The sequence below is a fragment of the Kribbella sp. NPDC004875 genome (assembly GCF_042873375.1).
Classification (GTDB): Bacteria; Actinomycetota; Actinomycetes; order Propionibacteriales; family Kribbellaceae; genus Kribbella.
Window position 1 is genome coordinate 624,165 of record NZ_JBIALI010000001.1, and the last position, 21,117, is coordinate 645,281.

Below are 21,117 nucleotides of genomic sequence, written 5' to 3' on the forward strand. Positions count from 1 at the left end.
GGTTAGAGTCGGGAACAACCTGGCCCACAGATCAGGCCCACAGATCAGGTACAGAACCTGCAACGGAGCAGCTATGGACAAGACGTACGGGTCGCCGCGGGAAGCGGTGGCGGACATCGGGGACGGCGCGAGCCTCGCGGTCGGCGGGTTCGGGTTGTGCGGCAACCCGATGCAGCTGATCAGCGCGCTGCACGACAAGGGGGTGACCGGGCTCAGCGTCGTGTCGAACAACTGCGGTGTCGACGACTGGGGCCTCGGCATCCTGCTCGCCGACAAGCGGATCGCCAAGATGACCTCGTCGTACGTCGGGGAGAACAAGGAGTTCGCGCGGCAGTTCCTGTCCGGTGAGCTCGAGGTCGAGCTGACCCCACAGGGCACGCTGGCCGAGAAGCTCCGGGCCGGCGGCTGCGGGATCGCGGCGTTCTACACGCTGGCCGGTGTCGGCACCCAGGTCGCGGACGGCGGGCTGCCGCAGAAGTACCACGAGGACGGCTCGGTCGCGAAGGCGTCGGAGCCGAAGGAGACCCGGGAGATCAACGGCACGACGTACGTGCTGGAGGAGTCGATCACCACCGACTTCGGTCTGGTCCACGCGCTCAAGGGCGACACCCACGGGAACCTGGTCTTCGACCGCAGCGCGCGGAACTTCAACCCGCTGGCCGCGATGGCCGGCCGGGTGACGATCGCCTCGGTGGAGGAGCTGGTCCAGCCTGGTGAGCTGGACCCGGACGAGATCCACCTACCGGGCGTCTACGTCCAGCGCGTCGTTGCCGTCGGCAAGGACATCGAGAAGCGGATCGAGAAGCGCACGGTTCAACCCCGCGAGGCCTACCAGGCCCAGCGCGAGAAGCTGGAGGCCTGAGATGCCACTCACCCGTGAGCAGATGGCGGCCCGCGCCGCGGCGGAGCTCGAGGACGGCTCGTACGTGAACCTCGGGATCGGCCTGCCGACCCTGGTGCCGAACTACATCCCGGACGGCGTCACGGTCGTCCTGCAGTCCGAGAACGGCATCCTCGGCGTCGGGCCGTACCCGGTCGAGGGTGGCGAGGACCCGGACCTGATCAACGCCGGCAAGGAGACCGTGACGACGCTGCCCGGCGCCTCGTTCTTCGACTCGGCGCTGTCCTTCGGGATGATCCGCGGCGGCGCGATCGACGCGGCCATCCTGGGCGCCATGCAGGTCTCGGCCAAGGGCGACCTGTCGAACTGGATGATCCCCGGCAAGATGGTCAAGGGGATGGGCGGCGCGATGGACCTGGTACACGGCGCGAAGAAGGTGATCGTGCTGATGGAGCACGTCGCCAAGGACGGCTCGCACAAGATCCTCGATGAGTGCGACCTGCCCTACACCGGCCGCGGGGTGGTGAACCGGATCATCACCGACCTCGCCGTCCTGGACGTCACCGACGACGGCCTGCGCCTGGTCGAGCTCGCCGAGGGCGTCACCTTCGACGAGCTCCAGGAGAAGACCGGGGCGCCGATCAAGCGGTAGCCCTGCTCCGATCAGGGGACGAACGCCGTCTCCGGCAGGGCGTGCCGCCAGCGGGCCGGGCGCGGGCGCTGCCGGAGATGCTGGTCGAAGAACGCCGGGATGTACGTGCCCATCGCGCGCAGCACCCGGCCCGGGTCCGCCGTACCGATGGTGTTCGCGATCAGCTCCGGCGGGACCGTGATGAACCGCTGGAACCACGGGATCAGGGCCTCGTAGTCGACGAAGCTGTAGTGCTGGCCGTTGGGCAGGTTCAGGTCGCGTTTCCAGCCTGCCGAGTGCTGCCAGAACAGTCCCCAGGACGGTTCGACGTGATGGTTGTGCGGGCCCGGTCCGGTGTCGCCGGAGCCCATCAGCAGGAACGGCCGGTCGGTGCCGCGCGCGACGGTCGGTGCCTCGGCCGGGTCGTCGTACCCGTAGCCGAGCTCGGCGTCGATGTTGATCCCGGCGCGGACCCGCGGATCGGCGACGAGCAGGTCGAGCGAGGTGATTCCGCCGGCCGAGTGCCCGTACGCGCCGATCCGGTCGAGGTCGAGTAGCGTGCCGAGGCCTTCCGGGAGGCGACGCTGTTCGGCGTCGGGGTTCTCGCCGCGGGCCAGGACCGCGAGGCTGTCCAGGACGAACCGCAGGTCGCCGTACCGCGCGTCGCGGGCGAGCAGCGCGTACGGCGTCGTGGGCAGCGTCTGTACTTCGAGCCGCCCACCGGGGAAGTCGACACCGGCGACCTCGTACGTGTGGTCGACCGTGACGACGACGTACCCGCGGCTCGCGAGCTCGGAGACGGTGATCGAGGCGAGCCCTCGCGGTACGCCGAACCCCGGTGAGAACAGCACGACCGGACGACGGCCCGGGAGCACCGGCGCGAGCAGACCCGCGTGGCTCTTGGCGCCCGTCCAGTCGATGGTCCCGAGCGGCTGCTCGAGCGCGGCAGCGGCGCCCTCGCCGTACACCTGGGCGGTCAACGGCTGTAGGTACGGCGCCGGCGCCGCGGACCGAGACGCCGGGTACCAGATGCTGATCATCAACTCCCGCGCGCGACCTGGCACGTACGGGTCGTCACGACCGTGGTCGACGAGATGCAGCTCGGTCGTGCCGATCGGAAACGGACCGGTCGGCCGCGGAATCCGGATCGGAATCGGACTACTCCGCGTGGTTGCCTGAGCCGTCTGTGTGAGCGGTGTGAGCAGGGTTGCGCCCGCGGAGGCGAGCAGAAGGCGTCTGGTCAGCATGCGTCGACTGTGCCCGGTCACCAAGGGTGCGTTCAGCTTGCGAAAGACACCTGTGATCCCTGGCGAAAGTCGGGTAAGACGGGACCCGTGGAGTTGGATGTGCTGGTGATCGGTGGAGTGGGGATCGACACGATCGTGCGGGTGCCGAGCCTGCCGTTGGGGGATGTGGACACAGTCCCGGTCGAACCGATCGAGACGTACCTGGCGCACACCGGGCACGGTGTCGCGCTGGGCTGCCACCTGCTCGGGCTGAACGCCGGGCTGGTCGACGTGATCGGTAACGACCCGGAGGGGATCCGGATCCGGCGGGAGTACCAGGAGCTGGGGATCCCGCTGCGCGTGGTGCTGCACCCGAGCGGCACCAGACGCTCGGTGAACCTGGTCAGCCCCGACGGCCGACGACTGTCGATGTACGACGGGCGGCACCCGGCCGGTCTGCGCGTCGACCCGAGCCTCTGGCGGCCCGCGCTGCGGCGCGCCCAGCACGTACATGTCTCGATCATGGACTTCGCCCGCGATGCCCTCGGCGACGCGATCGCCGCGGACCGCTCGATCTCCACCGACCTGCACGACTGGGACGGGAAGAACGACCACCACAAGGACTTCGCGACCGCGTCGGACATCGTCTTCGTGTCGACCAGTGCACTGCCGCCGGACGCGGTCGGCTGGATCCTCGCCAACGGCCGGGCCGAGGCCGTGGTCGCGATGGCCGGCGCCGACGGCAGCTACCTGCACGTCCGCGGCAAGGACGTCCGGCACTTCCCCGCGATCGACTTCCCGGACCGCCCGGTCGTCGACACCAACGGCGCCGGTGACGCGTACGTCGCCGCGTTCCTGGCCCGCTACCTCGACGGCGCCCCGTGGCAGGACGCGGCTCTGGCCGGCACCGTCGCCGCGTCCTGGGCCTGCGGCTCCGCCGGCACCCACACGAACCTGATCACCGCCGAGGAGCTTGCTGTTCGAAGTAGAAAGCTCGGATGAAGCAGTCCCGCGGCTGACCGACAGCGAAGAGCACGCAGTCGACGACCGAGTCCGCGGTGAGCGCCGCGTCCGCCTCGCGCGGACCGTCCTGGACGAAGTCCGGCGGGAACAGCGAGATCACCCGGATCCCCTCCGGCCGCAGGCGTTCGGACAGAATCTCGGCGTACCCGGCCTGGGCGTGCTTGGCGGCGTAGAACGCCCCGTGCGCCGCTGAGCGGTGCTGGCCGATCTCACCGGCCGCCGAGATCAGGTTGACGATGTCCGCGCTGCCCGACGCCCTGAGCACTGGCAGGAGCCGCTCGGTGAGCAGCACGGTCCCGGTCGCCGCTCCCGCGATCGCCTCCGTGATCTCGGCGGCTGTCGGCGAGCCACCCAGGTACTGCGCTCCGCTGTTCACCAGGACGTCGAGTCGTTCGACGGGCAATTGGTCGATCGCTGCAGGGTCGGCCAGATCGAGTACGGCGGCAGTCGCGCGACCGCCCGCGGCTTGGATGAGGTCCACGGTGTCCTCGGCGGCGGCCCGTTGCCGCGCGGTGACGAGCACATGGGCGCCGCGCGCGGCGAAGGCGAGGGCGAGGCGGCGGCCGGTGTCGCGGCCGGCGCCGGTGACGAGGACGTTCCGTCCGGCGAAGGTCATGGGCGACAGGCAAACACCTCGAGTCGGCTGGAGGTCAAGCGCGGGCCATCGGTGGATGCAGGGTGGTAGCCGTGCCGCGGTGGAAGAGCTGGGCGGGGCGGCCGCCGTCGCGGGTCGTGGTCCGGCCGCTCGGGGCGACGAAATCGGGGGTCTTGGTGACCTTGCGATGGAAGTTCCGCGGGTCGAGCGGCGTACCCCAGACAGCCTCGTAGACGCCGCGGAGCTCGGAGATCGTGAACTCCGGCGGGCAGAACGCGGTCGCGAGCGGTGAGTACTCGAGCTTGGCGCGCGCCCGCTCGACGCCGTCGGACAGGATCCGGTGGTGGTCGAACGCCAGCCGGCCCGAGTCCCGCAGTACCTCGGTGGTGTCGACCCAGCTCGCGGACGCTGCGTCCGAGCCGGCAACCGGCGTGGGCAAGTCCGGGACCAGGGCCAGATACGCCACGCTCACCACTCGGCCGCGCGGGTCGCGATCGGGAGCGCCGTACGTCGCGACCTGTTCGAGGTGGATGCGCTCCGACGCCAGGCCGGTCTCCTCGGCCAGCTCGCGCCGCGCGGTCGCCTCCAGGTCCTCGCCGCCGCGCACGAACCCACCGGGCAGCGCCCAGCGGCCCTCGTACGGCGGGATGCCGCGGCGGATCAGCAGCACCTGGAGGCGGCCGTCGCGGACGGTCAGGATGACCAGGTCGGTGGCCAGGCCGAGCGGCTCGAAATCCATGCCGACCACTCTAAACGTCATCTTGACGATAAGCCATCCCGCGCCTTATCGTCATAGTGACGACAAGGAGAACGAAGAGATGGCAGACATCACCCGGTTCGGTTTGATCAGCCACCTGCGAGCCAACCCGACCACCCACGTGCGGCACCTGCGCAACGGGCGGGTCGCCCACGACGGCGCCGGCCAGGCGTTCTGGTTCCGGGCGCTGAACTCGTCGCTGAGCGAGATCCCGATCGACGACCGCGAGCAGCCGTTGCTGTTCCACGGCCGGACGCAGGACTTCCAGGACGTCGCCGTCCAGGCGACCGTCACCTACCGGGTGATCGACCCTGCGCTGGCCGCGAGCCGGCTCGACTTCGGCATCGACCCGAACAGCGGGCTGTGGCGGTCGACGCCGCTCGAGCAGCTCGGCGGACTGCTGACCGAGCTGGCGCAGCAGACCGCACTCGATCTGCTGGCCAGGATGTCGCTGACCGAGGCGCTGTCCGACGGGATGACCGCGCTCCGGCAGGCGGTCGGCACGGGGCTGCGTGAGGATCAGCGACTGACCGGGCTCGGGATCGGGGTGGAGGATGTCCGCGTGGTCGCGGTACGGGCTGAGCGAGACGTCGAGAAGGCGTTGCAGACGCCGACGCGGGAGATGGTGCAGCAGGCGGCCGACAAGGCGACGTACGAGCGGCGGGCGTTGGCGGTCGAGCGGGAGCGGTCGATCGCGGAGAACGAACTGCAGAACCAGATCGAGCTGGCGCGCCGCGAGGAGCAGCTGGTGAGCCAGCGCGGTCAGAACGAGCGGATGCGGGCGACCGAGGCCGCGGCCGCGGGTCAGATCGAGACGCAGGCGGCCGCCGGCCGGCAGCGCGCGCTGGCCGAGGCGGAGGCGGATTCGAAGCGGGTCATCGGGGCCGCGGAGGCCGCGGCCGAGCACGCCCTGCTGGACGCGTACGCCGAGCTGGACCAGTCGACCATCCTCGCGCTGGCAATCAAGCAGGGCGCGCTGCCGGAGATCGGCACGCTGAACGTGACCCCCGACCTGCTCACCCCGCTCCTGGCGAAGCTGACCGCCGGGGCGTCGTCGTGAGACCGCGCCGCACCGCCCGGGGCCTCATCCTGCGCCCGCGCACCCGAGGCGCGCTCGTGAGCCCGCACCTGATCGCGGGAGGCTCAGCATGAGTCTGCCGCCGCGGGCGGTGATCGTACATCGGGCTACCGAGCTGACCGAGCTCGTCGCCCGGCACGGGACGCGGCAGCAGGCCGGCTTCTTCCTCGCCGGGCGGGGCCGCGACCTGGCCGAGCTCGACGCACGACATCAGGCCCAGCAGGACGCGCTCGCCACGGTCTCCGCCGCGATCCCGCTGGACTGGCGGCGTACGGTTGCTGAGCGCAACGATCTCGACCGGTTCGGGTTCGGCCCGGAGGACGTGGTGATCGCGGTCGGCCAGGACGGTCTGGTCGCGAACGTGGCGAAGTACCTCGACGGCCAACCGGTGATCGGGATCAACCCCGAGCCGGCCCGCAACCCCGGCGTACTCGTCCCGCACGAACCGTCCGCGATCACCGGCCTCCTGGCCACCCGGAACGTCGCCGAGCGGACGATGGTTGCCGCGAGCACCGACGACGGCCAACGATTGATCGCCCTCAACGAGGTGTACGTCGGCCACCGCACGCACCAGTCCGCGCGCTACCGGCTCGGCGCACCCGACGGCGTGCCCGAGCGCCAGTCGTCGTCCGGGATCCTGATCGGCACCGGCACCGGTTCGACCGGCTGGTGCCGATCCGCCTGGCAGGAACGCCGGAGCCCACTCGCCCTACCAGGACCGACCGATCCGGTGCTGTGCTGGTTCGTTCGCGAGGCGTGGCCGTCACCCGCAACCGGGACCGACAACACCGAAGGGCTGCTCGAGGCGCCGGACTCACTGACGATCACCGCCGAGTCCGACCTGGTGGTCTTCGGCGACGGTATGGAGTCCGACACCCTGAGCATCGGTTGGGGTCAGCGCGTCGAGATCGGCGTCGCCGAGGTGAAGTTACGCCTGGTGGTCTGAATCGTCGCGTGCCACGCCGAGTACAGCCGCCGGCCCGAGCCACCGATCGGGCCGACCGCCTCGAACACCGCGCCCCGGCCGGCCGGCTTCGCGTCCTCGATCGCGGCGGCGGCCTGCCCCGGCACGTCGATCGTCGAGGAGCAGACGCTCAGGATGTAGTCCGGCACCTGCAGCTTCGGGTCCACGCACCCGACCAGCGGTACGCCGACCGCCGCGACGATCGGGAACACCGTGCCCGGGATTCCGACCGCACACTCGGCGGTCGCGGACTCGGGCACCGAACCGAGCGCGCTGATCTCGTACCGGTCCCACAACGTGCGGTCCTCCCGCGGGTGCAGACCGACCACGATGTGCTTCCCCGCGGCCTCCAGCTTCGCCGCCGCGTCGAGCAGCAGCTGCGTCCCCGGTGCCGCGTTCCCGGTCTGGTCGGGGTGCGTCACGCTCGTCAGCACCAGCACCCGATCCTTCTGCGGGGCGTACTTCGGCAGGTTGTCCGTCTGCGCGGAGCCCACCATCCGCACGTGCCGCTTCCATCCGAGGTACGCCGCGAACACGTCGGACTCGGCCGGCGACGCGGCCGTCACGAGCTCCAACCGCGACCGGAACTCCTTCGCCCGCGGCGCCTCGACCGGCTTCAAATACGCCAACGAGCTCGCCGCCATCGGCAGCCGCTTCAACGCCGCCGCAACATCCGCCGGCCAGGCCTCCGCGCCGTTCACCACCAACAGATCAGCCTGACGTACGTCGCTCAACGTCGCGACCGTCACCGGATCACCTGGCTTGATCTGCGACAGGTCCGGGACGACCTGCACCAGCTCCCACCCGCGCCGCTGCGCCTCGGCCAGCAGCGGCTGCGCGTGGTAGGTCCCCCACGGCTCGTTCGTTGCCAGCAGCACCCTCGTACGCCGCGGCCGGGCCGCCACGGAGAGTCCCGGCGTCGCGGCGAGCCCGATCCCCAGAGCTCCGGCCTTCAACAGCGTACGTCGCGTCGTCATCATGCCGCGAGGTTACGAAACCCGTGTGAACAAGCGTCAGATCTCCTTCGACGGCTGGATGATCAAGTGCGGCAGATTGACCTCGCGGGCGCGAGTGACGACGTACGCGATCAGGTCGGCGACCTCGCTGACCGGGACGGCCGGGAGGGTGCGCCGCAGGTCGTCGACCATCGTCCGAGGTCCCGGGAGTTCTACGCAGACTGGCCCACTGTCGCGAAGGACTCGGTCGCGCTGCTCCGGCAGGCGTCAGCCGCGTACGCCGACGACGCGGAACTAGTGGCCTTGGTCAACGAACTCCGCGCCGCCAGCCCCGCCTTCGACGAGTTCTGGACGTCGCAGGACGTCCAGAACCGCGCCCCCCACCAAGCCAGCACCCGCTGACCTCAGTCGTGGCGCGAGTGGCGGCCTGTTTCACCAGTGGCGGGTTGCAGCACGTCAGTCACCAAACAACCCGCCATCCGCACTCTCCCCCACCACGGCCCGCGGCCTGGGATGGGGGTTACCCGCCGTTGAGGGGGTCGTAGGCGGGGGTGAAGCGGAAGTAGTCGAAGTCGTCGAAGGTGTTGGGGGTCCTGCCGAGCGACTTGATCACCGTGGCGGCGCCGTTCGCGTGGCCGACGGCGTACAGGTAGCCGATGTGGGCGTCCTCGTCGATGCCGAGCAGGAGCGACCCGGTGCGGCCGCACGGGGCCGACACGAGTTGCTCGAAGATCTGCCAACTGGAGGTCCGGACCGGCGTGATGATCGGCTTCAACGGCACCGTCGCCGGGATCTTCACCGTGTACAGCCCGCCGGCCCGGTTGTTCGCCAGGAACATGTCGTACGTCGGCGTCGTGGCGATCAGCGCGAACGACTTCATCGGGCTCATCCCACCCACGTACCCGGTGTTCCGAAACCCTTTCCCGACATCGGTCCAGCGCCCGAACTTCCCGTACATGTCCTGCGAGTACAGCGTCGTCCGCGTCGGCTTGCTGGTCGCGGACGCCTTGTACTGCGACTGGATCAGGAACCGTCCGCCCCATCCGTTCCCGATCCGCTTGAACACCGGAGTACCGACGACCTTGCCGTCCGGGCCGATGGTGTACGAGCTCTCCATCAGATAGCCCGCACCCCACACCACCTTGCCGCTCCGGGTCGTCCGCCCGTTACCGGCCGGCGTCGCGGTGAACGCCGTCGGATTGATGACGTCGTACGGCGGCTGGTAGACGTCCGGCGTGTGGAGCACCGGGCTCGTGGTCGGTGGTGACGTCGCCGTCAGGACGCGGCTGTTCACGCCCCACCCGTCGGCGAGCGAACCGAGGCCGAGAGCACACGCCGCGGTGACCGACGCGATCGAGTTGGCAGTTGCGGGTGCTGCAGTGGCCGACTGCGGCGCCGGACCCACCGCGAGGGTGAGTCCGGCGGCAGCGGCCAGACCGATGGCCTGACGGAACATCGACAACCTCATTCGCCGTTGGCTGTGTCGTACACCGGGATCGGCACCCAGCGGAAGTCGACCGGGTCGCCGAACGTGCCCGGCACCTGACCGCGGGACTGGATGACCGTGGACAGGCCGTTGGCGTGCCCGATGGCGTACAGGTAGCCCTTCTTGGTGTCCTTGTCGATCGCGAACAGCAGCGTGCCGTACTGGCCGCAACCCATCGCGGACAGCGCCTCGAAGCCCTGCCAGGTACGCGTCCGGACCTGCTTGACGATCGGCTTCATCGGCGACGCCGACGGGATCCGGATCGTGTACAGCGCCCCGCCCTTGGTGTTGGCCAAGAAGGTGTCGTACGTCGGGGTCTTGGCGATCAGCGTCATCGTCCTGACGGCCGAGAAGCCGGGGTACGACCCGGAGGCTTTCCAGCCCTTGCCGCCGGTGTTCCAGCGGAACAGCACGCCGTCGTTGCGCAGCGCGTACGCCGCCGACCGGTAGACCTTGGGCTTGCCGTTGTCCGGGCTCTCGTAGTCCGAGGTCTCGAGGTAGGTGAAGCTGCCCCAGCCGCCGCCGACCCGGGACAGGCTCTGGTTGTCGATGGTGCCGTCCTCGTAGCCCTGGTAGTAGCTGTAGTACAGCGCGTCGCCGATCACGACATACCCGGATCGATCGGTGCCGGAGATGTCCGGCTCGGTGGTCTGCCGGGCGCTCAGCCGGACCTGACCGGGCTTGTACACGCCGGCGGTGCTCCAGTCGTCCGGCACCGTCGGCGGGGTGGTGGCGGTCGGGTCCGCGAAGCGGTGCGCTCCCGTGGCGGTGACTCCGCCGTTCCAGACGAAGCAGGCGGCGGCCTGCGCGGCCGTGATCTTCCTGCTGGTCCCGGGCACCTTGGCCCCCGGCTTGGTCGGGTCGGGCTTGGCCGCTCCCTGGGCGTGCGCGGCCGCGGGCAGCAGCGCGGTCAGTGCGAGTACGGCGCTTCCGGCAAGGGCGGTGAGTCGTGGGTTCATGTCGGCCCCCTTTCAGAACTCTTGATACGGGGCGGACACGGAAAGTTGCGAGCGAAGTATTACCCGTGCACTTCACCAAAAGTGAGCGGGCGAGTGAGATCTGTGCACAAAATGGTTCCTCACCTACCGCCCATAGGGGGAGTCACGTATGCGCACAACTCGGTTACGAGCCGGGCTCACTCTCCTGGCCGCCGCCGTTCTGGTCCCGGCCGCCACCCTGACCGCCACCCTGACCGCCACCGCCGGCCCGGCGAAGCCGTTCGTTCAGGGCACCGCCACGGTGCCGGCGTACGACTACGACAACGCGATCCACGAGAAGGTGCAGGTCGACGTACCGAAGCTCGACGGGGACGCGAACGGGGTCACCGACCAGATCACGGTCGACATCATCCGGCCGGGTGAGGCGGCTCGGGCCGGCGTCGACGTGCCGGTGATCATCCAGGCCTCGCCGTACTACGCCGGCGATCCGGCGAGCTACTTCGACGGGGTCGGCGTCCGACAGGTGTACGGGAGCTGGCTGGACAACTACTTCGTCCCCCGCGGGTACGCCGTCGCATTCGTGGACATGCCTGGGACCTTCCGCTCCACCGGGTGCAGCGACGTCGGCGCGAACCTCGAAGTACAAGGGACCAAGGCCGTCATCGACTGGCTGAACAACCGGACGACCGCTCACACGACCGACGGATCGCCGGCGACGGCGGACTGGTCGACGGGCAAGGCAGGCATGATCGGCGTGTCCTGGAACGGGACGATCGCGAACTCGGTCGCGAGTACGGGCGTTCGCGGGCTGGAGACGATCGTGCCGATCGCCGCGATCTCCAGCTGGTACGACTACACCCGCGGCTTCGGCGTGCCGTTCTACGACGAGTACATGGGTTTCCTGCACGACTACGTGAGCAACGACGCGTCGCCGCGCTGCGTCGCGATGACGGACGAGATCGAGCACGCGTCCGACACCCCGACCGGTTCGTACATCAAGTGGTGGGATCCGCGGAACTACCGCCTCGACGCCTCGAAGGTCCGGGCCAGCGTGTACGTCGTGCACGGTCTGGGCGACGAGAACGTGAAGACCCGGCAGTTCGGCGAGTGGTGGGACGAGCTCGCGCAGCGGAACGTGCCGCGGAAGATCTTCCTGCACCAGGGCGTGCACCTGGACGGGTTCAGCTTCCGCGACGAATGGGTGAACAAGCTGCACCCGTGGTTCGACCACTGGCTCCAGGGCCTGGACAACGACGTGATGAAGACGCCGCAGGCAACGATCCAGCGCGAGGACGGATCGTTCGTGGACGAGGCGCGCTGGCCGGCCGCGGGTGCTCGGCAGACGACGCTGAAGCTGAGCAAGGCGTCCGGTGCGAAGGCCGGTGGGTTGTCGATCGCGGCCGCGTCGAGCGACCCGATCAGCTTCACCGGTACGTCGAAGGAGTCCGAGGACACCGTCGTACTCGATCCGACGACACCGCGCATCGATCGGGCCGTGTTCCTCAGCGACGAGCTGGAGAAGGCGGTCCGGGTCAGCGGTACCGGGAAGGTGTCGGTCCGGGTCAAGGTCGACAAAGTTGCCGCAGGCATCAAAGCCCGACTGGTCGACTACGGTACGGCGAACCGGTACGTGAACGTCACCAACGTGCCGGACACCCGGGTGTGCTGGGGTGACGGCAACACGCTCGACACCGGGTGCTACGCGAAGACGCAGATCAACACCGCGGTCTCCGACACGTCCGTCGTCATCCGAACCCTGGCGGATGTCGGGCACTACAAATCCCTGTACACCAAGGAATCGCTGCGATCGGATCGTTGGTACGACCTCACGTTCGAGCTGAACGCCGACGATGTGGTGTTCGGTGCTGGGCATCGGTTGGGTCTGGTGCTGACGGTCGAGCCCGACAACCCGTCGGTCCCGTTCACCGGCGCGACGATCACCCTCGACCCGACCCGTTCGTCGCTGACGCTTCCGCTGACGGGCTACACCGCTGCCCTCCAAACAGTTGACGCACCGCGGTCCCGGGTCTCCTCCAACCGGCTGGCTCAACCGGAGCCAGAGAAGAATCCGGTAGAACTGATGAAGCAGATGGTCGAAGCTTCCCGCTGAAACGCCCGCCCACCCCGACCTTCGGTCGGGGTGGGCGGTGTCAGCCGGAGGGCGCTGCGGGTCGGTGGCGTGAGAGCGCGGCGCTAGCCGCCCAGCTCGCCGTCGGGCGGCTTCGGCGCTAGCTGCAGCCGTCGGGCGGCTTCGGCGCTAGCCGCTCAATTCGTCGTAGGCAGCGACCAGGGTGGCGGCGTCGTGTTCCCAGTTCAGTTCTGCTGCAGCGGCGCGGACGCCGTCGGTGTAGGTGCTGTAGTTCTCGATCACCGAGCGGACTGCTGCGGTCAGCGACGCCGGGTTGCCGGGCTCGTAGAGGCCGCCGAGTTTGTACTGGGTGACGACCGCCCGCAGTTCGGGCAGGTCGGCGGCGACGACCGGGACGCCTGCCCGGACGGCGTGGAAGAGTTTGTTCGGCAAGGCGAGCCGATGGTTCTCGCAGGTGTTCGTCAGGGTGACCAACGAAATGCCATAGGACCGCAGCGTGTCGTCGACCTCGTCGATGGAGCGCTCCGCGACGGTCTCGACCGGCCCGAGGTCCAAGCGATAGTTGGGATCCACCGACCCCATCAGCACCGTCCGGAACGGCGCCAGCTGACGAGCCGCCGCCACCACGGTCGGCAGGTCCCGCCCGGCACCGACACGTCCGGCGTACAGCAGTCCCTCGGGCTGTTCGGGAGCCGGCGGTACGTCGTCCGCGCGCGGGAACGTGTTCCGTACGACGCGCACGTCGCTCAGCCCCCGCGAGCGCAGCCGCTCCGCGATCCCGTCCGACACCGTGAACACCACTCGCGCCTTCGACGCCAGCGAGACCTCGTACTTGCGCCCCCGCGCGCGCCACAGCGGCGTCGGACGCCCCGGCAGCGCACGGTCGAACCACAGTTCGTGGCTGTCGTACACGAGCGCCGCCGACCACTTCTCGGCGTACTCCGCGGCGAGCTCCAGCGTGTTGAAGTCATGCGCATGCACGACGTCGACGGGCCCGGCCGCAGCAACTTGGGCAGCCGCGGCGACCCGCCATTGCTTCTCGGTGCGACTCCGGTGCTCCGGCAGCAGCAGCCACCGGCCGAACCGCTTGAGCAGCACCTTCGGCCCCGAGTGCCCGTGCCCGACGGTCAGCCCGCCGTTCCCTGCCCGCAGACCGGACGACCGGGACACCGACTCGACCGTGATCCCTGGGCCCACCTCGAAGCCGTCCGGGACGTCGCGGCCGATCACGTGCAACGTGTGACCGGCCGCGGCCAGCGCCGTGGCCTCCCGGAGGATCCGCGAGTCCCCGGCGATCGGGGACTGCGCGATCATCAGAATCCGCACTTACTCGCTCTCGTCCTCGACCGGCAGCTCGTTGTTCAAGAACGGCAGCAACATCTCCACCGACTTCCGCCCGTCGTGCAGGTCGCGCACGAACCCCGGACCCGAGTCGGCGATCTTGCGGGCGGTGTCACGCTCGGCGACCAGCCGCTCGATCACCTCCGCCAGGTCGTCCGGATTCGCCTCGGCGATCGGCAGGTCGGTCGGCAGCAGGTCCCGGACCGGGTCCGCGATGTGTCCGACGGTGACCCGGCCGGCCGCCATCGCCTCGCACGCGAACACGCCGTACGAGCCGAGCAGCAACTGGTCGACCACGATGTCGGCGCTCTTCACCATCTCGGCGAGCTCCGCGTGCGGCACGCCCTGCACCCGCTGGTACTCGATCAGTCCCCGCGCATCGAGGTCGGTGAGCACCGGGTCGACGTACGCCGACCCCTTCAGCGCGCTCGCCGACGGCGCGTGCAGCACCACCGGGACCTCGCGCTCGAGCACCGGCTGCGTGGACGCGAACGCCTCGACGTCGACCGCCAGCGGCAGCCAGATGCCGTTCTCGACGAACTCCAGCAGATCCGGCGTCGTGACGAAGACCGGACCCTTGTAGCCGTCGAGGTGCCGGCGCATCAGGTTGTTCGCCGCCTGCAGCCGTTGGGTCAGCTCGTCGTCCGGGTTGCGGAACGGCGAGTACCGGTACTGCTCGCGGTGCTGTGCCGGGTCCCGGATCTCGGAGCCGTGGAACACCAGACCGTGCTTGATCCCGGCCTGGTCCAGCATCGGTACGTCGGTCGTCCACATCTGCCCGCGCTGCTGACCGAACATCGGCCGGCCCGCCTCGAACAGCACGTGGGTGACCTCGCGCAACGCGTACGCCGTCAGCTCCAGCTGCCAGCGCAGGTCCGACCGGTACTGCCGGTAGGTGCCCGTGCGGTGCACCCGGAAGTCGAACGCGCCACTGCCCGTGGTCAGCGACTCGGCCTTGATGTCCGGAACCTCACGCTCCAGCGCGGTCGCCCACAGCCACGCCTGACCGGCGCTGTTCACTGGACCGAGCAACAGGTGCCGCCCGGTCTTGACGATCTTGCCGCCCGGTCGGGTGATCTCGAGCTGCCGCCCGGTCAGCTCGCCGTACAGCGCCCGCAGCTTGGTCGCCTGCCCCGCCCAGGACACCTCCTGCTGGTACGCCGGATCGGCGACCCGCTCGCGGTAGGAGTCCAGGTCACCGAGCACTGTCCGGACCTTCGCGGCCAGACCGTGCGCGTCGGCCGCGGTGAAGACCTCGCCGATCTTGGTGCGATCGACGAACTCCTTCATGCTCGGCATGTCGCTGACCACCACCGGCAGGCCGGCGAAGGCGTACTCGAACAGCTTGTTCGGCAGCGCCATCTCGTGGCTCGGGTAGCGCAGGATCGGGATCAGGCCGACGTCGGCGGTGCGCAGGAACGCGACCACCTCGTCCGGCTTCACCGGGTCCAGGCAGTGCAGCCGGTCCTGGACCTCCAGCTGCACGGCCTCCGCCTGCAGCGCGCGCACGGCATCCGTCGCCACACCAGGCACGCAGACGACGGCGAGATGCACGTCCGGCAGGTCCACCAGCGCCTGGACGGCGGTGTGGATGCCACGTGCCCGGGTGACCCCGCCGCTGTAGACCAGCAGCGGTACGTCGGGCGCCAGACCGATCTCGCTGCGAATGTCGGACACCTCGACCGACACGTCAGCGGGGTTCGGCGTGTTCATCACCACGGTCGGCTCGTGGTCCAGGTGGTGCTCGCTGCGCAGCCGGGTCGCGATCGCCGGGCTGACGGTGATCACCCGGTCCGCCTCGCCGATGTACTCGGCCTCGTGGTTGGCCCAGGCCGCGATCGAGCGCCGCGTGCGAGCGCCGTACTGCGAGAGTCCGGCGACGTACTCGTGCGCGTCGTACACGACCTTCAGCGTGCGGCCACGCAGCTTCGCCCGGCCGGCGGCGCGGGTCGCGACACCGATCACGTGCATGTCGTGCGCGTGCACCACGTCCGGCTCGAGGCGGTCGATCAGGTCGCCGAACGCGATCTCCAGGTCGAGCGCCTCAGGGTGCAGCTTGCGCCACGGCGCCGGCCACGGCAGCCGGTGCAGCACCCCGTCGTACGCCCGCCAGCTGAACTTGAACGGGGCGTCGGCCTTGTTGCCGACCCCCTTGCGGACCCACGTGGCCCGCTCGGCGGCCTTCCAGCGGGCCCGGCGCAGCAGGCGGGTGCCGACGCCGAACTTGAACTTGAGCGGGTTCCCCTGGCCGGCCTTGGCGCGCGCGATCGCGTGCCCGGAGTCGGCCTTCAGCTCCTTGAGCTCGGCCGCGATCCGCTGGCTGCGCGCGACATAGGTCCCGCGGTACCGGTAACCCACGAGCGGCGGCCGCCAGTTGCGGCGCGCCGTACGGCTTCGTTTCCGCTCCTCACGCAGTGCGAAGGGCACCGCCACCCGGACGATCAGCGCACCGTCGAGCATCTCCCTCGACGGCAGGCCGCTGGCCGAGACCCCGAGCACAGTTACCTCTGCTCCGGTCTCGGCCAGTGCTGCGGCCTCTTTGCGGACCCTGCTGTCGTTGGTGACGTCGTTGGCGACCATCATCACGACCCGCAGGTCGGCAGTTGTCACTGGCTGACCGACCTTCCGATCACAATCCGCCGCACGCCGGCCCACTTGGCCGGGTCGGTGCGGTCACGACCGTCGACGAGTACCTTCACGCCCGGCAGGTCGGCCGGGCTCAGCTGCGCGTACTCCGCGTGGTCCGCCTGCAACACGGCCGCGTCCACCGGCGACCCCAGCGTGTACGGCGTGAAGCCGAACGCCTGGAGCTCCTCGTCGGTGTACATCGGGTCGTGCACGGACACCTCCGCGCCGCGTGCCTTCAGCGCCTCCACGGCCGGGAACACCCCGGAGAACGCCGTCTCCTTGACCCCACCACGGTACGACGCGCCGAGCACGACGACCTTGGCTCCCTTGAGCTCGCCGAAGGCGCCCTCGAGCAGGCCGATGGTGTAGTCCGGCATGCCGGCGTTGGCCTCGCGGGCCGCGCGGACGACGGTGGCGTCCGGGTCGGTGTACAGGTACAGCCGCGGGTACACCGGGATGCAGTGCCCGCCGACCGCGATACCGGGCCGGTGGATGTGGCTGTACGGCTGCGAGTTCGACGCCTCGATGACGGCGTGCACGTCGATGCCGTTCTGGCCGGCGAACCGGGCGAACTGGTTCGCCAGGCCGATGTTCACGTCCCGGTAGGTGGTCTCGGCGAGCTTGGCCAGCTCGGCCGCCTCGGCCGACCCCAGGTCCCAGACGCCGTTCGCGCGGTCCAGGTCCGGGCGCTCGTCGAAGTCCAGGACGGCCTCGTAGAAAGCGGTGGCGCGCTTCGCGCCCTCCTCGGACAGGCCACCGACCAGCTTCGGGTACTTGCGCAGGTCCGCGAACACGCGGCCGGTGAGCACCCGCTCCGGGGAGAACACCAGGTGGAAGTCGGTGCCCTCGGTGAGACCGGAGATCTCCTCGATCATCGGCTTCCACCGGTTCCGGGTGGTGCCGACCGGGAGCGTGGTCTCGTAGCTGACCAGCGTGCCCGGCGTCAGGTGCTCGGCCAGCGAACGGGTCGCGTTCTCCATCCAGCCGAACTCCGGCTGCCCGGTCTGCTCGTCCACGAACAGCGGCACGACCACGACGACCGCGTCGCTGTTCGGGATCGCGTCCGCGTAGTCGGTGGTCGCCCGCAGGCGGCCGTCGGCCACGGTCTCGGAGAGCAGTTCCTGCAGGTGGGCCTCACCCGGGAACGGCTCCTGGCCGGCGTTCACCAGCTCGACGAACTTCTCGTTGATGTCGACGCCGACGACCTGATGGCCCTTGGCGGCGAACTGGACCGCCAACGGCAGTCCGATCTTGCCTAAGGCAACAACACTGACACGCACAGGTTCTCCACTAGGTAGTGATTCTTCATCGGGGGCCTCGGAGCTTCCGTTCCAGCGGGTGCTCGACGAACTTGTAGAGCAGCCACGAGGCGAAGATCGAGAGGGCAAGGACACCGGCGTACCAGGTCAGGTTCGACCAGCCGATCGGGCCGGCGATGCCGTGGTGTTCTTTGATCGCGTACATGATCGTGGCGTGGATCAGGTAGAACGCGTACGACCACTGGCCGAGCGCGACCAGTGGCTTGCTGCGCAGCAGCGACCGGCCGCCGCGCATGTCGCGGGCAGCGACCGCCAGGATCAGGAAGCCGTACAGGAACGTCAGGAATTCCTTCTGGCACAGACCCATGGTGATCGCGCCGGGTACCTCGGTCGGGTGCGCGCCGGAGTACCAGAGCACGTACAGGCCGCCACCGGTGACCAGGAACGCGAACCACACCGGGATCCGCGGCTTCCAGCCCGAGCGCAGCGCGATCGCCAGACCGATGCCGAACAGGAACGCCACCGAGTGCAGGACCGGCTGCGGCAGGATCGGTACGACGTCCTTGTAGTGGAACAACGCCAGCCGGTAGGCGCCGCCGAGCACGATCACCGCGACGCACAGGATCAGGCCGCCGGCCGTCTTCAGCTTCTGCGTGGCGCGCCAGACGAACGGGAAGTACGCGTAGAAGAACGCCTCCACCGAGAGCGTCCAGCCGGCTGGGTTACCGCCGTACAGGATGGTCGGGTTGTTCGACCAGCCGTGCACGAGGAACGTCGACAGCACCAGCACGGTGATCGAGATCGGCTTGATCCACGACATCCCGGCCGGCGGGTCGACCCGGTAGAAGACGAAGAACGCCGCCACCAGGGTCAGGAAGTACAGCGGAAAGATCCGCGCGAACCGGCGCCGGTAGAAGGTGCCGATCTTCGTGCCCGGCCGTGACGACCAGGTGAGCACGAAGCCGGACAGCACGAAGAAGAACGTGACGCCGGACGTGCCGTACTTCAGGAAGTCGTAGACCGGCAGCGGCGCCAGCTGCGTCATGTGGTGGCAGAAGACGAAGAAGGCCGCCCACCAGCGCAGGCCGGTGAGCGACTCGACGCGAGGCAACCGGCCGGCGCTGGCCGCCGGCCCGCCCGCGGTCGCCGTACTCGCAGGCGCGCCTGGAGGTGGGGTCCCCACATCGGCCGACCCAGGGAGATCCTGGGTCGGCGTCTGGTTCTCTTCGGCGGCCTTCGTCATGTAGTTACTCCGCGAGAGTAGAGACGACACGCTCCGCAGCGTGGCCGTCGCCGTACGGCATCGGGCGGTCCCCCGTGGGCGCCGGCCGGGCAGCCAGCTCAGGCAGCTTACTCACGTCGGATGTCAACACGTTCCATCCCGCGTCCACCGTCTCCACCCACTCGGTCTCGGTGCGCAGCGTGGTGCACACCTTGCCGAGCAGGAACGCCTCCTTCTGGAGTCCCCCGGAGTCGGTGACGACGCCGGCCGAACCGAGGACGGCCGAGACCATCTCCGGGTACGCCAGCGGCTCGCGGACGTGCAGTGAACCGTCCGGACGCTCCAGCTTGATGCCGTGCTCCGCGCACTTCGCGACCAGTCGCGGGTGCGCCAGCAGCAGCACGGGCGCACCAGCTGCGGCCAGACCGTCGACGATCGCGGCCAGCCGCGCCGGGTCGTCGGTGTTCTCGGCCCGGTGAATGGTGGACACGACGTACTCGCCCTGCTTGAAGGGCAGGTCCAGCGGCTTGTCCTGCACCGCGTCACGGACCCGGAAGCAGACGTCGGTCATCACGTCGCCGACCAGCCGGGACTTGCCCGCCAGCCCCTCGTTGGCCAGGTGGTCCATCGCCACCTGGGTCGGGGCCAGCAGCAGGTCCGCCGCGTGGTCGGTGAGCACCCGGTTGTGCTCCTCCGGCATCAGCCGGTTGAACGAGCGCAGCCCGGCCTCGAGGTGCGCGACCGGCAGGTGCATCTTGACCGCCGACAACGCACCGGCCAGCGTCGAGTTGGTGTCGCCGTAGACGAGCACCCAGTCCGGCTTGTGCTCGTCCAGTACGGCGTCCATCGCGGCCAGCATCGCGCCGGTCTGGACACCGTGACTGCCGGACCCGACGCCCAGGTGGACGTCCGGGTCCGGGATCCGCAGGTCGGCGAAGAACACGTCGGACATGTTCTTGTCGTAGTGCTGTCCGGTGTGCACGATCACGTGCTGGTGGTCGGTCGCGGCGAACGCCTCCGCGACCGGCGCCAGCTTCACGAACTGCGGTCGTGCACCGACAACGCTCAGGACCTTCATCAGGACTACTGCTCCCCGGCGACGGTGATCGTACGAGCCTCCGCGGCGGACTGCAGGACGGCCTCGGCCACCTTCACGGTGGTCAGACCCTGCTGCAGCGTGACGATGTCCGCCTCCTTGCCGAGCACCGCGTCGCGGAACTGCTCGTGCTCGGTCTTCAGCGGCTCCGGCTTGCTGATCGCGTACCGGATCATGTCGCCCTCGCTGACACCACGGAAGTGCGCGACGTCGTCCCACGCGGTCTGCACGGTGCCGTTGGCGTGGAAGGACAGGTCGGCGGTCAGGGTGTCGGCGATGAACGCGCCCTTCTCACCGGTGACGACGGTGAGCCGCTCCTTCATCGGGGACAGCCAGTTGACCAGGTGGCTGGTCACGGTGCCGTTGGCCAGCTTGCCGGTCACCGCGATCAGGTCCTCGTACTGCCGGCCGGACTTGTGGGCGCTCTGCGCGGCCACCGTGACGAACGGCGACTGCGTGACCCACGCGGTCAGGTCGATGTCGTGGGTGGCCAGGTCCAGCACCACGCCGACGTCGGCGATCCGGGCCGGGAACGGACCCTGGCGGCGGGTGGTGATCTGGTAGATGTCGCCCAGCTCACCGGCCTCCAGCCGCACCCGGAGCGCCTGCAGCGCCGGGTTGTACCGCTCGATGTGACCGACCGCGCCGACCAGGCCGGCCGCCTCGAACGCCTTCGCGATCTCGGTCGCCTCGGACGAGGAACCGGCCAGCGGCTTCTCGATCATCGCGTGCACGCCGGCCTCGGCCAGCGCCTTCGCGATCTCGGCGTGGTACTGGGTCGGCACCGCGACCATGCAGTAGTCGATCTTCTCGGCGATCAGCTGCTCGATGTTCTCGTGCACCGGACGACCGCCGGCGACACCGAACTTGTCACCACCCGGGTCGGCCACCGCGACCAGGTCGACGCCCTCGAGGGACGCCAGCACCCGGGCGTGGTGCCGCCCCATCATGCCCAGGCCGATCAGGCCTGCCCGCAGGTTCGCCATG

General features: G+C 69.4%; 19 protein-coding genes. 7 read left to right on the plus strand and 12 right to left on the minus strand.

Annotation, left to right across the window (positions count from 1 at the left end; translation table 11 throughout):
- The first annotated feature begins 73 nt into the window (after positions 1-73).
- Positions 74-862, plus strand: a complete 789-nt coding sequence (locus ACFYRH_RS02935; RefSeq protein WP_387767111.1) for a CoA transferase subunit A — start codon at positions 74-76, stop codon at positions 860-862.
- Between the two features lies 1 nt (position 863).
- Positions 864-1,493 (plus strand): CoA transferase subunit B, encoded by a 630-nt coding sequence (locus tag ACFYRH_RS02940; RefSeq protein WP_387767113.1) that lies wholly within the window; start codon positions 864-866, stop codon positions 1,491-1,493.
- 11 nt (positions 1,494-1,504) lie between these two features.
- On the opposite strand, the gene ACFYRH_RS02945 is transcribed toward ACFYRH_RS02940, so the two are convergent.
- Positions 1,505-2,719: an alpha/beta hydrolase family protein gene (locus ACFYRH_RS02945; RefSeq protein WP_387767116.1), complete on the minus strand. Its 1,215-nt coding sequence runs from the start codon at positions 2,717-2,719 to the stop codon at positions 1,505-1,507.
- Positions 2,720-2,806: 87 nt separating this feature from the next.
- Here ACFYRH_RS02945 and ACFYRH_RS02950 point away from each other — a divergent pair, with 87 nt between their 5' ends.
- Positions 2,807-3,700 carry a carbohydrate kinase family protein gene (locus ACFYRH_RS02950; RefSeq protein WP_387767119.1) on the plus strand — a complete coding sequence of 298 codons (894 nt, stop codon included), beginning with the start codon at positions 2,807-2,809 and terminating at the stop codon, positions 3,698-3,700.
- Here ACFYRH_RS02950 and ACFYRH_RS02955 read toward each other — a convergent pair.
- Both ACFYRH_RS02955 and ACFYRH_RS02960 read right to left on the minus strand, forming a co-directional pair.
- Positions 3,657-4,337, minus strand: a complete 681-nt coding sequence (locus tag ACFYRH_RS02955) for an SDR family NAD(P)-dependent oxidoreductase (protein WP_387767122.1) — start codon at positions 4,335-4,337, stop codon at positions 3,657-3,659. The genes ACFYRH_RS02950 and ACFYRH_RS02955 overlap by 44 nt on opposite strands.
- 34 nt (positions 4,338-4,371) lie before the next feature.
- Positions 4,372-5,055, minus strand: a complete 684-nt coding sequence (locus tag ACFYRH_RS02960) for an NUDIX domain-containing protein (protein ID WP_387767125.1) — start codon at positions 5,053-5,055, stop codon at positions 4,372-4,374.
- A 79-nt stretch (positions 5,056-5,134) separates the two neighbouring features.
- On the opposite strand from ACFYRH_RS02960, the gene ACFYRH_RS02965 reads away from it, so the two are divergent.
- Together ACFYRH_RS02965 and ACFYRH_RS02970 are read left to right on the plus strand one after the other, a co-directional pair.
- Positions 5,135-6,133, plus strand: a complete 999-nt coding sequence (locus ACFYRH_RS02965) for an SPFH domain-containing protein (protein WP_387767128.1) — start codon at positions 5,135-5,137, stop codon at positions 6,131-6,133.
- Positions 6,134-6,221: 88 nt separating this feature from the next.
- A complete protein-coding gene (locus ACFYRH_RS02970; RefSeq protein ID WP_387767131.1) occupies positions 6,222-7,097 on the plus strand; it encodes a hypothetical protein in 876 nt (291 codons plus the stop codon).
- On the opposite strand, the gene ACFYRH_RS02975 is transcribed toward ACFYRH_RS02970, so the two are convergent.
- Positions 7,046-8,095 carry a hypothetical protein gene (locus ACFYRH_RS02975; protein WP_387767134.1) on the minus strand — a complete coding sequence of 350 codons (1,050 nt, stop codon included), beginning with the start codon at positions 8,093-8,095 and terminating at the stop codon, positions 7,046-7,048. The genes ACFYRH_RS02970 and ACFYRH_RS02975 overlap by 52 nt on opposite strands.
- A gap of 63 nt (positions 8,096-8,158) precedes the next feature.
- Here ACFYRH_RS02975 and ACFYRH_RS02980 point away from each other — a divergent pair, with 63 nt between their 5' ends.
- Positions 8,159-8,473: a hypothetical protein gene (locus ACFYRH_RS02980; protein WP_387767137.1), complete on the plus strand. Its 315-nt coding sequence runs from the start codon at positions 8,159-8,161 to the stop codon at positions 8,471-8,473.
- A gap of 118 nt (positions 8,474-8,591) precedes the next feature.
- Here the strand turns inward: ACFYRH_RS02980 and ACFYRH_RS02985 are convergent, their stop codons facing one another.
- Positions 8,592-9,527: a hypothetical protein gene (locus ACFYRH_RS02985; protein WP_387767140.1), complete on the minus strand. Its 936-nt coding sequence runs from the start codon at positions 9,525-9,527 to the stop codon at positions 8,592-8,594.
- Between the two features lie 8 nt (positions 9,528-9,535).
- A complete protein-coding gene (locus ACFYRH_RS02990; protein WP_387767143.1) occupies positions 9,536-10,516 on the minus strand; it encodes a hypothetical protein in 981 nt (326 codons plus the stop codon).
- A gap of 148 nt (positions 10,517-10,664) precedes the next feature.
- On the opposite strand from ACFYRH_RS02990, the gene ACFYRH_RS02995 reads away from it, so the two are divergent.
- Positions 10,665-12,605, plus strand: a complete 1,941-nt coding sequence (locus ACFYRH_RS02995; protein ID WP_387767146.1) for a CocE/NonD family hydrolase — start codon at positions 10,665-10,667, stop codon at positions 12,603-12,605.
- Between the two features lie 147 nt (positions 12,606-12,752).
- On the opposite strand, the gene ACFYRH_RS03000 is transcribed toward ACFYRH_RS02995, so the two are convergent.
- The 6 genes from ACFYRH_RS03000 to ACFYRH_RS03025 are packed head-to-tail and all read right to left on the minus strand — an operon-like array spanning position 12,753 to position 21,116.
- The gene (locus ACFYRH_RS03000) at positions 12,753-13,910 is read right to left on the minus strand and encodes a glycosyltransferase (RefSeq protein ID WP_387767149.1); all 1,158 of its coding nucleotides are present in this window, start codon (positions 13,908-13,910) and stop codon (positions 12,753-12,755) included.
- Positions 13,911-16,535: a glycosyltransferase family 4 protein gene (locus ACFYRH_RS03005; protein ID WP_387767151.1), complete on the minus strand. Its 2,625-nt coding sequence runs from the start codon at positions 16,533-16,535 to the stop codon at positions 13,911-13,913.
- Complete coding sequence (locus tag ACFYRH_RS03010; RefSeq protein WP_387767154.1) at positions 16,532-17,833, minus strand: nucleotide sugar dehydrogenase; 1,302 nt, start codon at positions 17,831-17,833, stop codon at positions 16,532-16,534. The genes ACFYRH_RS03005 and ACFYRH_RS03010 overlap by 4 nt, the downstream gene beginning before the upstream one ends.
- Positions 17,834-17,858: 25 nt before the next feature.
- Positions 17,859-19,055 (minus strand): acyltransferase family protein, encoded by a 1,197-nt coding sequence (locus tag ACFYRH_RS03015; protein WP_387767157.1) that lies wholly within the window; start codon positions 19,053-19,055, stop codon positions 17,859-17,861.
- 4 nt (positions 19,056-19,059) lie between these two features.
- Positions 19,060-20,112, minus strand: coding sequence for a non-hydrolyzing UDP-N-acetylglucosamine 2-epimerase (gene wecB, locus ACFYRH_RS03020; RefSeq protein WP_387767160.1), 1,053 nt, complete (start codon positions 20,110-20,112; stop codon positions 19,060-19,062).
- A 5-nt stretch (positions 20,113-20,117) separates the two neighbouring features.
- The gene (locus tag ACFYRH_RS03025) at positions 20,118-21,116 is read right to left on the minus strand and encodes a Gfo/Idh/MocA family protein (protein WP_387767163.1); all 999 of its coding nucleotides are present in this window, start codon (positions 21,114-21,116) and stop codon (positions 20,118-20,120) included.
- Position 21,117: the final 1 nt, after the last annotated feature.

Coding starts and splice junctions, on each gene's coding strand:
- ACFYRH_RS02935 (WP_387767111.1), top strand. CDS start 74: ATGGACAAGACGTACGGGTCGCCGCGGGAAGCGGTGGCGGACATCGGG.
- ACFYRH_RS02940 (WP_387767113.1), top strand. CDS start 864: ATGCCACTCACCCGTGAGCAGATGGCGGCCCGCGCCGCGGCGGAGCTC.
- ACFYRH_RS02945 (WP_387767116.1), bottom strand. CDS start 2,719: ATGCTGACCAGACGCCTTCTGCTCGCCTCCGCGGGCGCAACCCTGCTC.
- ACFYRH_RS02955 (WP_387767122.1), bottom strand. CDS start 4,337: ATGACCTTCGCCGGACGGAACGTCCTCGTCACCGGCGCCGGCCGCGAC.
- ACFYRH_RS02960 (WP_387767125.1), bottom strand. CDS start 5,055: ATGGATTTCGAGCCGCTCGGCCTGGCCACCGACCTGGTCATCCTGACC.
- ACFYRH_RS02965 (WP_387767128.1), top strand. CDS start 5,135: ATGGCAGACATCACCCGGTTCGGTTTGATCAGCCACCTGCGAGCCAAC.
- ACFYRH_RS02970 (WP_387767131.1), top strand. CDS start 6,222: ATGAGTCTGCCGCCGCGGGCGGTGATCGTACATCGGGCTACCGAGCTG.
- ACFYRH_RS02975 (WP_387767134.1), bottom strand. CDS start 8,095: ATGATGACGACGCGACGTACGCTGTTGAAGGCCGGAGCTCTGGGGATC.
- ACFYRH_RS02985 (WP_387767140.1), bottom strand. CDS start 9,527: ATGTTCCGTCAGGCCATCGGTCTGGCCGCTGCCGCCGGACTCACCCTC.
- ACFYRH_RS02990 (WP_387767143.1), bottom strand. CDS start 10,516: ATGAACCCACGACTCACCGCCCTTGCCGGAAGCGCCGTACTCGCACTG.
- ACFYRH_RS02995 (WP_387767146.1), top strand. CDS start 10,665: ATGCGCACAACTCGGTTACGAGCCGGGCTCACTCTCCTGGCCGCCGCC.
- ACFYRH_RS03015 (WP_387767157.1), bottom strand. CDS start 19,055: ATGACGAAGGCCGCCGAAGAGAACCAGACGCCGACCCAGGATCTCCCT.
- wecB (WP_387767160.1), bottom strand. CDS start 20,112: ATGAAGGTCCTGAGCGTTGTCGGTGCACGACCGCAGTTCGTGAAGCTG.
- ACFYRH_RS03025 (WP_387767163.1), bottom strand. CDS start 21,116: ATGGCGAACCTGCGGGCAGGCCTGATCGGCCTGGGCATGATGGGGCGG.